This is a genomic window from Halobaculum limi (genome assembly GCF_029490015.1).
Lineage (GTDB): Archaea > Halobacteriota > Halobacteria > Halobacteriales > Haloferacaceae > Halobaculum > Halobaculum limi.
This window is the reverse complement of the sequence record NZ_CP120468.1, coordinates 815,407-828,916: the sequence shown is the minus strand read 5'-3', so window position 1 is coordinate 828,916 and position 13,510 is coordinate 815,407. Positions and strand designations below refer to the sequence as shown.

Genomic DNA, 13,510 nt, shown 5'->3' with positions numbered 1-13,510 from the left:
TAACCGTTTTGGAGGCGGTCGTCGAACGCTCAAACGATGGACCGGGAGCACGGGACGGCGTCGACGCCGAGCGAGGGAGACGAGGGAACCGCGACGTTCGAGGCGAGTCTGACCGCCGACGGCGTGACGTTCGACGGCCGCGACGCCGCATTGCTCCGGACGGTCGCCGCGACGGGGTCGGTCAGCGGTGCGGCCAGCGAGTTGGGCCGGTCGCGGGCACGAGCGCTATCGCGGTTGGAGACGCTGGAGGCGGCGTTCGGCGACCTCGTGGAACGTCGCCGCGGCGGCGCGGACGGCGGCGGAAGCGAGTTGACGCCGACCGCACGGGCGTTGCTCGCGCGGTTCGACCGACTGACCGCGGCGCTCGCGGGCACCGCGGGCGCGACGGAGTCCGTGCTGGCCGGGCGCGTCGTCGACCGCGACGGCGAACTCGCTGTCGTCGACACCGACGCTGGAACGCTCCGAGCGCTGGCGGTCGGCGACCCCGGTCCGAATTCGGGCGAGCGTGTGCAGGTGAGCGTCCGCGCGGACGCGGTGACACTCCACGACCCTGCGGAGACGCCGTCGCCGGACGCGACGAGCGCGAGAAATCGGTGTACGGGCGTGGCGACGGGCGTCGACCGCGGCGACGCCGTCGTCGAAGTTCGCGTCGACGTTGGCGTGAACGACCCGCTGACGGCGCTCGTGACGGTCGACAGTGCAGAGCGACTCGGCCTCCGCGAGGGGAGCGAGGTCGTCGCGTCGTTCAAAGCGACTGCGACGCGGGCGGTCGGCACCGCGGCCGACGCGGACGATTCCTCAGAGGCCGGCCAGTAACTCCTCGAGGTCCGCGAGGAGGTCGTCGAGTGCGGCGGTCGCCTCGGCGTCTGCGGGGCGGTGTGGCGACCGAACGTGGCCGGCCGGTGCGTCTCGCTGGCGCATCGCGTACTTCAGGCCAGGGACGCTGTAGCCGCCGGTGACGGCGTAGTTGAGTTCGACGCAGGCGGCCGTCAACTCGCGGGCACGGGCGTCGTCGCCCGCCTCGTGCGCCTCGTAGATGGCCGTCGTCGCCTCGGGCGCGATGTTCGCCAGCGCGAGGACGCCGCCGGTGCCGCCCGCCGCGAGTGCCTGCGCGAGGACGCCGCCCGATCCGACCATCAGGTCGAAGTCGGCGTCTGCGGTGCGGGCCTCGATGCGTTGGAACGACTGGATGTCACCCGAGGAGTCTTTCATCCCGCCGATGTTCGGGTGTCGCGCGAGACGACCGATGGTGTCGGGCGCGAGTTTCGTGTCGGTGTAGGCGGGCACCGAGTAGAGGTACACCGGAATCTCGGCCGCATCTGCGACCTCGGTGTAGTACGCTTCCAGCGTCTCCTGGTCGTGCCCGTAGTAGAACGGCGTGACGACGAGCGCAGCGTCGGCGCCCGCGTCGGCCGCGGCGTCGGTGGCTTCCAACGTCTCCCGCAGGCCGGGGCTTCCGGTTCCGGCGAGCACCGGGACGGAGGCGGCGTCGGCGACGACTTCGACCGTTCGGGCGCGCTCCTCGGCGGTCATCAGTTCGGCCTCGCTGTTCGACCCACAGGGGACGAGGAAGTCGACGCCGCGGTCTTCGACCCACGCAACCAGTCCGCGCAGCGCCGTCTCGTCGAGGTCGCCGTCCGCGTCGAACGGCGTGACGAGCGGCGGTCCGGTGCCGTGCATACCCGGAGGTCACCGCCGCGAGACAAGAGCATTCCCATCATCTGATCGACAGAAATCACGAGAGTGGATCACACGAAAACGCGGTCATACGGGCGTCAGACGGACGACCAGCGTCTGACGAGTCTTTATATTTCGTCCGTTGATGCCGTCGAGTGGGCGCAGGGGCACACCCACGTACAGTCGCCGTCGACGGGGACGCCCGCGACGGTGGCGCTCCGTTTCGCGCGCCCGGCACACCACACGTCACGCGACCCGCGTCACAGGCACGCGTTCCCCCACACGCCTGTCAGGGCCACACCGGCCCTGTTCTTTCCCCACACAGTATCCCACCATAGCGACGGCGCTCGGCGCGGTCGTCGAATGTCGATCGTCGAGTGGGTCCGCCACCCGCGATAGAACTCGTCAGGCGTCGCCCAAGAGCGTCGTCCGCACGTCTGTCACGCGGTCTGTCTCCGCGAGAACGGCCAGTCGGTCGCCCGCAGCGACGGTCGTTCCGGGGAGTGGGATCGTCAGCGACTCGCGTTCCCGACCGTGTGCGTACACGCGACCGCCTTCGATGGAGAGGTCGTTGACGCGGTCGCCGAGGATGGGCGCGTCGTCGTCGACGGTGAGGGTGAATATCTGGAGTCGCTCCGTGAGTTCGCCGATGGCGTTGAAGTTGCCGCCGAGCATCGCCGTCTTCGCGCCCGCCGCGCCGAGTCGTTCGGGGTAGATAATCTCGTCGACGGCCGCTTCGAACTCGTCGTATATCTCCTGGTGGAAGTCCTCCGAGATGCGCATCACCGTCCGACAGTCGGACATCTCCCTCGCCTCCATACAGATCTCGAAGTTCAGTTTCGGATCGCCGGTGATCGCGCCGACCGCGTCGGCGTCAGCGACGCCGGCCTCGCGCAGTCGGTCGGGATTCGAGCCGTTCCCCTCGATCACGGTCAGTCCGGCGTCGCTGGCGCGTTCGACTTTGGTGTGGTCGTTGTCGATAACGACCACTTCGTGGCCCTCCTCGTCGAGGACTCTCGCCGTTCGGGCACCGACACGGCCGTACCCAACGATGACGATCATCATACGATTGTTATGCTACGGCATACCACAAAGCAGTATCGCCCAGAACGACGGCCACGCTACCACGACCCACGTCTTCCTTTTGTTCTCGAATCGCGTACGTTAGTCTATGATGGCGACGACGCACGCCTTCGTCGGCGTGCTGGTCGGGTTGGGGACGCTCGCACTCGTGCCCGAGGCGGGGCCCGTCGTCCTCGCCGGGGCGCTGGGCGGTATCGCGCCCGACCTCGACTTATTGGGCGACCACCGGAAGGACCTCCACTTCCCCGCGTACGGGAGCATCGCCGCACTCGCAGCGGTCGCGCTCGCGGCCGCGGTGCCGTCGCCGGTGACGCTCGCGATAGCCGTGTTTCTCGTCGCGGCGGCGCTGCACGCGCTGTCGGACGTCCTCGGCGGCGGCCTCGAACTTCGTCCGTGGGAGGCGACCAGCGACCGTGCCGTCTACGAGCACCTCCGTGGGCGGTGGCACGCGCCGCGCCGATGGATCAGATACGACGGCGCACCCGAGGACTTCCTGGTCGGCCTCGCGCTCGCGTTGCCCGCACTCGCGACGCTCGACGGACCGGGCCAGTGGGCTATCGCCGCGCTCGTTGGCGTGTCGGCAGTGTACACCGTCGGACGGCGGACGCTCGTCGACGGCGGCGAGCGAGTGGTCGCGGCCACGCCGGAGTCGGTGCTTGCGGTGGTGCCGGAGACGCTCATCGAGGACCTGCGGTAGCCGCTACCCACCTACGAACGGAGGTTTTTGTCCGACGACGGCCGACGGCGACGTATGGAGGTCGTGAATCTCGCGGAGGGCTTCGAGTCGTTCACCGAGACGTGGTCGCCGCGACTGGCGGCAGAACTGAACGGACAGACGGTGAAACTCGCCCGCCTCGACGGCGAGTTCGTCTGGCACAGCCACCCCGACGCGGACGAACTGTTCTGGGTCGTCGACGGCGGTCCACTCGACATCGAGTTCCGGGAAGAACCGACGGCGACGCTGTCGCCTGGGGAACTCCTCGTCGTCCCCGCGGGCGTCGAGCATCGGCCAGTCGCCCGCGAACCGACGAAGGTGGCGCTGTTCGAGCCGTCGGGAACCGAGAACACCGGTGACGTCGGTGACACCGGCGACGACCGCACGAACGCGGTCACCGAACTGGCGACCGGGGTGAGTCGCGGATCGGGCACAGACAGTGACAACCCACGAGACGGTAGTGACGCCGGCGGTGACGGCGACCAGAGCCGGTAACACTGGTGTCAGCGAGCGGCTAAGTGGGCGGCGCACGTACGTCCGGTATGGCGACAGAAGACAGCGACGTTCCGGCGGACCGCTCGGACATCCCCGTGACCGCGGACGACCCCGACAGCCTCCTGTCGACGACGGGCACCGACCACATCACGCTCATCGGAAGCAACGAGGAGGAGACGGTGAAGTTCTACCGCGACGTGTTGGGGATGCCGCTGGTGATGCGCCAACCGAACCTCGACGCGCCCGAGGTGACGCACCTGTTCTTCGACAGCGGCGACGGTCGCATCATCACGTTCTTCGTCGAGGAGGGCCGCGAGAACGCCCCCGGACAGCGCCCCGGAATCGGTGCGGTCCACCACCTCGCGTTCTCCATCGAAGCCGCGGAGTTGCCCGACATCAAGGAGTCGCTCCGGGATCACGGTCACCGCTTCAGCGAGTTCGACCGCGGGGCGTTCCACTCGCTGTACACCCGCGACCACAACGGTCTGACCATCGAACTCGTCGTCGACAAGTACGAACTCCCCGACGACCGGCGCGGCGAGGTGATGGCACTCGCACAGTCGAAACGCGTCGCCGCGGGCGCGAACTACGTCGACGACGAGCATATGGAGGCCGCCATCGAGGAACTCGGCCTCGACGTCGTCCGAAACGAAGTGCCCGACGCCGCCACTGGAACCGGCTTCAGCGAGTGAGATGGGAGTCGCCGTGCGTCGTGACCGATAACGGTCGGCACACGCACCGCCTCGTCAGGTAACACCGACGAACGTTGTCTCGTTCGGCCCAATTTGCTTATACTTCTGACAGGAATTGCTAAATTTCCCAACATATATCTATATATCTGCGTTATTTTTATATATACAAGAAGTTTTATACTCGCCGTGTGAGCGCTGAAATATCGTATGTCGACGAGGTAATCGTGACATACACCGAACACACATGCCACACGAATCGAAGTACGCGTCAGGGGTCGAGTCGGACGGGGTGATGGACCGCACTGTCGAGTGGTTCACACGAAACGGGGAGCGTGCCGGAAACGTTCTGGTGTACAGTTCCGCGTATCTCGCGGTCATCGCGATGGCCGAGGTCGCGATCGCGATGACGCTGTTGTCGCTGGAACCGAGTCTCGCACCGGTCGTCGTCGGGTTAGTGACGTTCGCGGTGTACACGAACGACCGCGTCGCCGACGTGGAGACGGACGCCGTCTCCGACCCCGAACGGTCGGCGTTCGTCCGGCGGCATCGGAACGTGTTGTACGTGTTGGCGTCGGTGTCGTACGGACTCGCCGTCGCCATCTCCGTCCTCGGCGGTATCGCCGCGTTTGCGGTGACGCTGCTTCCAGGGGCGTTCTGGGTCGCGTACGCCGCCGACTGGATGCCCGACATCGGGTCGCGCATTCGCCGGTTGAAAGACGTCCTCGTGGTCAACTCGGCGGTCGTCGCCCTCGCGTGGGCCATCACGCTCACCGCCCTGCCGGTCGCGTTCGCGGACGCGTCAGTGACGCCGGCGACCCTCGCGGTGTTCGCGTACTTCTTCCTGCGGTCGTTCGTCGACACGGAGATTCCCAACGTCGGCGACATCGAGGCCGACCGCGCCATCGACGTGGCGACGCTCCCGGTCAAATTCGGCGTGCCGGCGACGCGTCGTGCGCTGTACGGCGTCGACCTCCTCACCGCCGCCGTCGTCGGCGTGGCTGCCTACACCGGCCACTTCTCGGTCGTGTTGACGGCGACGTTGGGCCTTGGACTGTGCTACTCGCTGGTCGTGACTGGTCTCCTCGGTCGTGTCGACAACGACCTCCTATCGCTGGCGTCGGAGTGTGAGTACGTCGTGGTCGTCGGCGCGATCCTCTGTTCGGTCGCGATCGTTTGAGCAGGCCGACAAAAACCGGGGTTTCTGAGGGTGTAATTTATTACCCCGCTCCCGAGAACGATGGTGTACGTGTTCCCGTCCGGCACACTCGCCGCGGTGATGTTCGTCACCATCGTCGTGGGGATGACGGCTGCCCTCCTCGCGTGGCGCGAGCGTCCGGAACCGGGGGCGGTTCCGCTGGCAGCGATGCTCGCCGGACAGGTGTGGTGGTCCGTGTTCTTCGTCTTCGAACTACGTGCGGACTCGCTCGCCGCCAAGGTGTTCTACTCGGATATCCAGTGGGTCGGCGTCGTCGTCATCCCCGTCGCGTGGTTTCTGTTCGCACTCGAGTACACCGGCCGGAATCGCTACGTCCAACCGAAGTACATCGCGTTGTTGCTCGTCGTTCCGGCCATCACGGTCGTCTTGGCGCTGACCGACAACTATCACGAACTGTTGTACGTCAACTCGACGATTACGACTGAAGGGAGCATCCAAGTGCTCCAGCGTACCGGCGGCCCCTGGTACTGGGTGATTGCGGGCTACACCTACCTGCTCGGCCTGTTCGGGTCGATTCCGCTGCTGGGACTGGTCCGCAGCGACGCGCTCCCGTTTCGCGGGCAAAGTCTCGGCTTACTCGTCGGGACGATGGCCCCGTGGGCGAGCAACGCGCTGTTTCTCGCCGGCGCAGTGCCGGTGCCCGGCCTCGACCCGACGCCGGTGTTTTTCACCGTCTCCGGTGTCGCGTACCTCGGTGCTATCACGCGGTTTCGACTGCTCGGGACGAGTCCCTCCGCCAACCACCGGGCACGACGCCTCGTCTTCGAGCGGATGCGCGAGGGTGCGGTCGTCATCGACCGCCACGACTACGTCGTCGACATGAACGAGGAGGCGACCGCAGTGCTGTCGGTGTCGAGTCGCGAAGCGCTCGGTCGCCCCGCCGCGGAGGTCATCCCCAACTACGATCGACTCCCCGAGGAGGGACGGGCCTCACGACATCTCGCGGAGGGAGAAGGGATCCACAAACGGCAGTTCGACGCCAACGTGACCGCGGTGACGGACTTTCACGGCCGCTCGCTCGGCCGCGTCATCTCCTTTCACGACGTGAGCGACCACCTCCGTCGCCAACAACGCCTGGAGGTACTCAATCGCGTCCTCCGACACAACATCCGCACGGAGACGAACCTCATCTACGGCCACGCCGACCTCGCGGACAACGGCGACACCGAGCGCATCAGCGCGGTGAAAGAGGGTGCGCTGCGTATCGAATCGATCAGCGACAAGGCCCGCGACGCCATCGACGTCTTCGAACACGGGCGCAACCCCAAGACCCCGATCCAGGCGACTGCGGTGGTCGCCGAGGCCGTCGACGCGGTGCGAACGCGGTATCCGGACGTCGAGTACGACATCGACATCGACGTGGACGGCGCGAGGGTCTCGCCGGTGCTCACCGCGGTCTACGAGAACGTCATCGAGAACGCCGCCGAACACAACACCGCCGCCGACCCGCACGTCGCGGTCTCGGCCGTCGCTACCGACGGCCACGTTCGCGTGCGAGTTCGTGACAACGGTCCCGGGATCGAAGCCCACGAACAGGCAGTGCTCGAACGGGGGACGGAGACGGCGCTCGACCACGGCAGCGGCTTGGGACTGTGGCTGATCGCGTGGGGAACGGATATGGCAGACGGCGAACTGACAATCGTCGAGGCCGACGGCGACGGGACCGAGGTGACCGTGACGGTCCCCGACCTCGCTGCCGACGCCGAGGTCGCCACAGCATCCGCGACTGCAGACGACTGAGACGGCGGGCGTCGTCACTTCGGGCGGTGAGCGGAACGAACCGAAGAACTCCGAGCGGACGGCTACTCGAACGAGAGATACGAGAACAGCCTAGGCCGGGATTTGAACCCGGGCTCTCGTCCTTACCAAGGACGCGCTTTACCGCTAAGCTACCCAGGCGCGATTACGGATAGCCGCGAGTTGTCTTTAGGCGTTACGATTCGCGTCGTGGGAGACACGCAGTATCACGATACGACGCGGGGGACGGCGATCCGATTCAGGAGTCGGCGGAAGAGGCGACGCGGTCCTCGTCGGCGAGGGCGGCGATGCGGTCGCTCGCGGAGTCGGGGAGCGCCCCCACCGAGGGCATCCGGTCGTCGTCGCCCGCCAACTCTGCCGCGTACGAGACGAGTTCTGCAGGCGCGGATGTGCCGACGGCGGCAGTGCCGGCGACGACCGCGAGTTCGAACACGTCCGCCTCCAGATTGCGGTCGAGCGCCGCGCTCTCGGCATCCGTGTCGGCCGCGCGGCGCAGCGTCTGGTCGCGCCCGAACGCGCGGACAGTCTCGACCGCCTTCTCGGCGGCGGCAGTTCTGGCGAGCAGGTAGAACCCACGCGAGACGGAGACATCGGCCGCGAGTACGTCGAGGTCGGCGTCGATGTCGCCGTCGGCATCAAGGTCGGCAGATGCCCACGGCTCCGTCTGCGAGAGGCTTCGGGTGAGGCGAAGCCCCTCGTAGATGAGTTGCACGCCAGCGGCGTGGTCCTCGACGGCGTCGAGGTCGACGTCGGGGTCGAGCGCACGGGCGGACAGAAGGGTGAGCGCACCCGGGGTCATCTCCGCGTCGTCGAAGCGGTCGGTTAGCGCCCGCCGGAGTGCCGGCGGATCGACGTCACCGACCGCCCGCTCCGCGGCGGCCCGAGTCCGCGCGGCGTCGTCCATCGATATCAGCTAGGCCGGGCACACGCAAAGACCTTTGGAAACGGGGGGCTACCCCGCGGCGTGATCCGAAGCGAACGCGCCGCCGACGGGGCGTATCGAATCGTGACCCTCGACCGCCCCGAGGCACGCAACGCCCTCACGCTCGACGGCCTCGACGCACTCGAAGCCGCCGTCGTCGACGCCGACGAGCCAGTCGTCCTCCTCCGCGGTGCCGGGAGCGCCTTCTGTGCCGGCGCGGACCTGGACGTGGTCGAGTCGCTCGACGACCCCGCGGCGTTCGCGGGGCACGGCCAGCGGGTCGCGGAGGCTATCGAGACGGCCGAGACGGTCGTCGTCGCCGGCGTCGACGGGGCCGCTCGCGGCGGCGGGGTCGAACTCGCGCTGGCGTGTGACATTCGCGTGGCGACGCCTGACGCGACGTTCGCCGAGAGCGGGGCCGCATTCGGCCTGTTCGGCGCGTGGGGCGGCACCGCCCGCCTCCCACGCATCGTCGGCGAGGGGGCGGCGCTCGACATCGCGCTGTCGGCCCGCGTCGTCGACAGCGAGGAGGCCCGCGAGTTGGGCCTCGTCTCGCGCGTCGTCGACGACCCCAGCGCCGTCGCCCGTGCGGTCGCGGAGAACGACCCCGACGCGCTGGCGGCCGTGAAGCGCCTCGTCCGGGCGGGCGCTCGCGGTGCAGAGACGGAAGCAGACGAACGCGAGGCGTTCGCTCGCCTCCACGGCATCCACTTCGGTGAGTGAGTCGGGGCGCGTCGGTGAGTGAGCGACGGTCGCCGCTGTCGGTCGTGAGTTGGCGACGTCCGCGACCGGAAGGATTGAATCCACCGAGTCCCGTGAATAGAGCATAATGAACGGATCCGACTCCGTATCGGACGGCGCCCTCTCACGACGCCGTGCGCTCGGCGTCCTCGGCGGCGGCACGGTCGCGGCGCTTGCAGGCTGTCTCGGCGGCGGTGGCGGCGGCACCGGGTCGCTCCCGGAGAACGGCGACCCGGACCTGCTCTCGGACGTCCAATCGTTCCCCAACCAGGGCAACGAACACGTCCAGCGCGGCACCGAGGTCGACTACAGCACCCAGCCGCCGACCTCCGGGCCGCACTACTCGGGCGTCGTCGAGGCGGGGTTCTACGAGGAGCCACAGCCGATGGGCGACATCATTCACACGCTCGAACACGGCGCGATCGTCGCGTACTACGTTCCCGGCGAACTGACCGACGAGGCGCGCTCGAACCTCCAGACGTGGGCCGACGACTACACCGACACGTGGCAGAGTTTCGTCGCCGTCCCGAACCCGTACGACCAGCCGCAGGCACCGTACACGCTCACCGCGTGGCGACACCTCCTGCGGATGGACGAGTACGACTCCGAGACCGTCCGCGCGTTCGCCGCCGAGTTCATCGGGCGCGGCCCGGAGAACCCCGTTCGCTAACCCCGACAGACCGACTCGTTCTCAGGCGGCGTCGGCCGCCGACGCTCCACCGACCTCCGTGACCGTCGAGGCACCCAGCGCGTACAGCGCCGCCGCGACCGGGAGGAAGGCGACGGCTGCGAGCGTCAGGAGGATCGCGCCGACGAAGAACAGCGTTCCGCCGAGACTCGTCACCGGCGCGGCGACGACCAGGGTCGCGAGGAAGACCACCGCCAAGGCCGCGTACGCTCGGCGGCCGAGGCTGGCGCTCGCGGCGTCCGCCCGACCGAGGGCGACGACGAACGGGAACAGCGCCGCAGCGGACGCGAGCAGTGCGTGATACCCGCCGTCGAACGCCCGCCCGCCGACGCCGACGAACAGCGCCGCCACCGCGACGCCAGCGACCACGAGTCTGGCGACCGTGAGGCGGTCGCGAACCGCGGGCGCGGCGACCGCGACGCCAATGACCAAGAGTGCGCCGCCGACGACGCTGCCGACGAGGAGGTTGCTGGTGACCAATGGAAGGGCGTCCACCTCGGCGACGAGCGACCCGCCGACCAGCACCGCGCCCCCGGCGGCGACGAGGCCACCGAGACGACCGGGAGTGGCGGCGGTTCGAAGCCGACGACTCCGTCGGAGCGCCGCAACGCCGCCCAACAGCACGAGCGCGGGTATCGCGACGAACGCGACGAGGTTGCGGACGATGACCGACGAGAGTATCGACACCACCGTCAGCCAGCCAACGACGCCCGACAACGGCGTCCCCGACGGCGCGGCGACGACGAATGGACCGTCGGGCGTGTCGGGAAGCGCCGTCGCGGTCATCCGGCGGCCGTCGACGTCGCCGAAGCCACGGGCGACGGTGGTGTCCTCGGGCGCGACGACGGTGAGTTCGTCCGCGCCGAGGTCGGTGTAGATGTACTGGCCCGGCGAGTCGCGGAAGTACGTGAGGACGTGCGTGTCGAACGGCCCCGCTTCGACCACGTTCAGCGTCCGGTAGCGAACCACGAACGCGCCGTCACGCACGTCGGCCGCGAGCAGTTCGTGCTCGATGTCGCCGCCGTAGCGGACGCCGAAGCTGTCGCCCGCGACGCTGCGGGCGAGCGTCTCGTTCTCTGCGAGGGCGTTCAGCACCGTCTCGTTGGTCGGGACGACGCGGACGGTCCACGTCGCAGAGTCGTTGCGGTGCATCCGGACGGTCGCCTCGCTGGAGGCAACGTCGGTGACGAGGTCGTGTTGCTGTGCGGCGGAGGTGAAGCCGCGATCGCAGGGTGAGCACGCCTGTACGGGGGCGGGGCTCGCGACGACGGGGGCGACCGCTGCGAGGAGGAGGGCGACGACCGCGGCCGCGACGACGACCACCGCGGACGGGCGAGCGCGGAGGGACATATTCGCAGGTCCACAAGCCGCTGGTAAACGTCTTGTGTCGGCACAGGAGTCCCAGCCGTAGACACTAGCGACTCGACCGACCTACAGCGTCAACTCGGCGGGCGCGGGCGGCATCGCCCGTTTGTGTTTCGAGGACTCGTACAGTTCCTCGACGCGGGCGACCTGTGCTTCGGTCACGTCGAGGGCACGGACCGTCGCGGCCGTCGAGAGCGGCCCGTCGATGTGGAGCGCCAGCACCGCATCGAGCGTGTCGTAGTCGAGTCCCATCTCCTCCTCGTCGGTCTGGCCGGTCCACATCTCCGCCGAGGGCGTCTTCATCACGAGGTCGTGGGGGACGCCGACGTGGGCGGCGAGTTGCCGCACCTGCTGTTTGTAGAGGGTGCCGATGGGGTTGCAGTCGACCGCCTGGTCGCCGTACTTCGTGAAGTAGCCCGTGAGCGCCTCGCTTCGGTTGCCCGTCCCGAGGACGAGGCGGTTGTCCGCGTTGGCGGCGAAGTAGTTGAGGACGGCCCGGATGCGGACGCGGACGTTGCTCTCGGCCATCTTGTCGTCAGCCGCGTCGGGGAGCACGTCGTAGAACGTCTGCGCGATGGGTTCGATCTCGACGACGTCGTACTCGATGCCCAGGTCCTCAGCGACGCGTTCGGCGTCGCTCATGTTCTCCTCGGTGTTGACAGACCCCGGCATCACCAGGCCGCGGAGGTTCTCCTTCCCGAGGGCGTCGACCGCGAGATACGCGACGGTGGTGGAGTCGATGCCGCCCGAGAGTCCCAGCACGGCCCCCTCGGCGCCCGCGGCGGCTACCTGGTCGGCGATGAAGTCCGTGAGGTGGTCGTGGACGCGGTCGAGTTCCGCCTCGGAGAGGCGCAAGTCCAACGGGGTCGATTCCTCGTCGAGGAGGACGGATTCGCTCATCGGTGAAGGATAGGGAGTCAGGCGACTAATACCCACGTACGCGGCTTCGCCGGTGGACGCGCGTTCACTTTTCCAGCGACAGCGACGACCGATTAGTTGAAGTGTTACGGTGGGGTAGAAAGCGGTGGACGCAAGCGCGTCGACGCCGCGCGAGCGAACTGAGCGCCGATGGTCCAATGGTAGGACATAGCCTTCCCAAGGCTAAAGTCCGGGTTCAATTCCCGGTCGGCGCATCCTGTGGTTTACAGCGGACGCAACCGAAACGCCGACCCTTCGGTGTCTCCAGCGGGTACGTATGCGAACTGTCTTTCACGTCTCCACGACCAATCAACTCTCGTACGTCGACGCGAAGGTGCAGAACCTCCTCGCCGACGACACCCTCAACGTGACGAGCGTCGCCGTCGTCGTCGACAACCCCGTCGTCATCGACGCCGCAGTCGACAGCGACGGCCGCGACCGAGTCGAGACGGTCCTCGCCGCCGGTGACGACAGCGACGATGCGGCCACCGCGTTCCGGGTCTGCTCGAACGCCCTTCGCGGCGCGACAGCGACCCTTGACGACCTTCCCGCTGGCGTCGAGCGGGCCTCGTCCGGAGTTGGCGAACTCACCAGACTACAGAATCAGGGCTACGCGTACATCAGGCCGTAAGCGGGGCGAGCAGACGATAGATCGCTTCAGGCGTCGTCGCTCGCGGTCGACCCGCCACAGCCCTCGGGGTTTCGTGCGAACAGCGACTCGACGCCGCCCTCGGCTGTGATGCGTGTCTCGATTCCGTAGCAGTCGGCCGACCCGTCGCCGACCGACACCTCCGTCCACTCGTCGGCGTCGTCGAGGCGGACGTACACGGAGTACGCGCCTGGGTCGCTGCCCCACGTTCGGTCGACCGTCCGAGCAGCCTCTCCGCTCGCGGCGTCGCTCTCGGCGAGGTCGTGGCTCGACCAGTGGACTGGTTCGCCCGCGCGTTGGACGAGGAGGTGGACGGTGTGGGCCGTCGCGTGGCGGTTGACGAGACGGACGTACGCGAGGCGGGCGTTCCCGTCGCCGAGGCTGCCGCCGGCGTCGGCGGCGTTCCCGGCGTCGCCACCCGCGGCCCCTGCACACCCCGCGAGGCCGACCGTCGCCGCGCCGGCGACGCCGGCGAGGAGGGCGCGTCGTGTCGCGTTCGATCGCATACGCGTACACGCCGAGGAGACGCGATAAAGCCCGCGGCGGCGTCCGACGCACGTCCGACGTGTGGCCGGCGCACGTACCGGTCGC

General features: G+C 68.1%; 14 protein-coding genes, 2 tRNA genes and 1 pseudogene. 10 read left to right on the top strand and 7 right to left on the bottom strand.

Annotation, left to right across the window (positions count from 1 at the left end; genetic code table 11):
* Positions 1–36 precede the first annotated feature (36 nt).
* Entirely contained in the window at positions 37–816 is a 780-nt protein-coding gene (locus P0D77_RS04140; protein WP_277554919.1) for a TOBE domain-containing protein, read from the top strand.
* On the opposite strand, the gene P0D77_RS04135 is transcribed toward P0D77_RS04140, so the two are convergent.
* Together P0D77_RS04135 and P0D77_RS04130 are read right to left on the bottom strand one after the other, a co-directional pair.
* Positions 799–1,680: a dihydrodipicolinate synthase family protein gene (locus P0D77_RS04135; protein ID WP_277554918.1), complete on the bottom strand. Its 882-nt coding sequence runs from the start codon at positions 1,678–1,680 to the stop codon at positions 799–801. The genes P0D77_RS04140 and P0D77_RS04135 overlap by 18 nt on opposite strands.
* 402 nt (positions 1,681–2,082) lie before the next feature.
* Positions 2,083–2,742, bottom strand: coding sequence for a potassium channel family protein (locus P0D77_RS04130; RefSeq protein WP_277554917.1), 660 nt, complete (start codon positions 2,740–2,742; stop codon positions 2,083–2,085).
* 106 nt (positions 2,743–2,848) lie between these two features.
* Between P0D77_RS04130 and P0D77_RS04125 the strand changes: the two genes are divergently transcribed.
* From P0D77_RS04125 to P0D77_RS04105, 5 genes and pseudogenes are all read left to right on the top strand, one after another.
* A complete protein-coding gene (locus P0D77_RS04125; protein ID WP_277554916.1) occupies positions 2,849–3,457 on the top strand; it encodes a metal-dependent hydrolase in 609 nt (202 codons plus the stop codon).
* Positions 3,458–3,511: 54 nt separating this feature from the next.
* A pseudogene (locus P0D77_RS04120) lies at positions 3,512–3,844 on the top strand (cupin domain-containing protein); the annotation flags it as partial.
* Between the two features lie 173 nt (positions 3,845–4,017).
* Positions 4,018–4,662, top strand: coding sequence for a VOC family protein (locus tag P0D77_RS04115; protein WP_277554915.1), 645 nt, complete (start codon positions 4,018–4,020; stop codon positions 4,660–4,662).
* Positions 4,663–4,954: 292 nt separating this feature from the next.
* Positions 4,955–5,839 carry a UbiA family prenyltransferase gene (locus tag P0D77_RS04110; protein ID WP_277554914.1) on the top strand — a complete coding sequence of 295 codons (885 nt, stop codon included), beginning with the start codon at positions 4,955–4,957 and terminating at the stop codon, positions 5,837–5,839.
* Positions 5,840–5,899: 60 nt separating this feature from the next.
* Complete coding sequence (locus P0D77_RS04105; RefSeq protein ID WP_277554913.1) at positions 5,900–7,618, top strand: histidine kinase N-terminal 7TM domain-containing protein; 1,719 nt, start codon at positions 5,900–5,902, stop codon at positions 7,616–7,618.
* Positions 7,619–7,705: 87 nt separating this feature from the next.
* On the opposite strand, the gene P0D77_RS04100 is transcribed toward P0D77_RS04105, so the two are convergent.
* Positions 7,706–7,777, bottom strand: a tRNA-Thr gene (locus tag P0D77_RS04100).
* 97 nt (positions 7,778–7,874) lie between these two features.
* Positions 7,875–8,540 (bottom strand): DUF7114 family protein, encoded by a 666-nt coding sequence (locus tag P0D77_RS04095; RefSeq protein ID WP_277554912.1) that lies wholly within the window; start codon positions 8,538–8,540, stop codon positions 7,875–7,877.
* A gap of 60 nt (positions 8,541–8,600) precedes the next feature.
* On the opposite strand from P0D77_RS04095, the gene P0D77_RS04090 reads away from it, so the two are divergent.
* On the top strand, positions 8,601–9,281 hold the full coding sequence (locus P0D77_RS04090; protein ID WP_277554911.1) for an enoyl-CoA hydratase/isomerase family protein: 681 nt from the start codon (positions 8,601–8,603) through the stop codon (positions 9,279–9,281).
* Positions 9,282–9,387: 106 nt separating this feature from the next.
* Positions 9,388–9,969 (top strand): thioredoxin-like domain-containing protein, encoded by a 582-nt coding sequence (locus P0D77_RS04085; RefSeq protein WP_277554910.1) that lies wholly within the window; start codon positions 9,388–9,390, stop codon positions 9,967–9,969.
* Between the two features lie 21 nt (positions 9,970–9,990).
* On the opposite strand, the gene P0D77_RS04080 is transcribed toward P0D77_RS04085, so the two are convergent.
* Together P0D77_RS04080 and P0D77_RS04075 are read right to left on the bottom strand one after the other, a co-directional pair.
* Positions 9,991–11,337, bottom strand: a complete 1,347-nt coding sequence (locus tag P0D77_RS04080; RefSeq protein ID WP_277554909.1) for a hypothetical protein — start codon at positions 11,335–11,337, stop codon at positions 9,991–9,993.
* Positions 11,338–11,418: 81 nt separating this feature from the next.
* On the bottom strand, positions 11,419–12,252 hold the full coding sequence (locus P0D77_RS04075; protein WP_277554908.1) for an NAD+ synthase: 834 nt from the start codon (positions 12,250–12,252) through the stop codon (positions 11,419–11,421).
* Positions 12,253–12,414: 162 nt separating this feature from the next.
* Between P0D77_RS04075 and P0D77_RS04070 the strand changes: the two genes are divergently transcribed.
* Together P0D77_RS04070 and P0D77_RS04065 are read left to right on the top strand one after the other, a co-directional pair.
* Positions 12,415–12,485, top strand: a tRNA-Gly gene (locus P0D77_RS04070).
* Positions 12,486–12,547: 62 nt separating this feature from the next.
* A complete protein-coding gene (locus P0D77_RS04065; protein WP_277554907.1) occupies positions 12,548–12,901 on the top strand; it encodes a DsrE family protein in 354 nt (117 codons plus the stop codon).
* 26 nt (positions 12,902–12,927) lie between these two features.
* Here P0D77_RS04065 and P0D77_RS04060 read toward each other — a convergent pair whose 3' ends face one another.
* The gene (locus P0D77_RS04060) at positions 12,928–13,425 is read right to left on the bottom strand and encodes a hypothetical protein (RefSeq protein ID WP_277554906.1); all 498 of its coding nucleotides are present in this window, start codon (positions 13,423–13,425) and stop codon (positions 12,928–12,930) included.
* Positions 13,426–13,510: the final 85 nt, after the last annotated feature.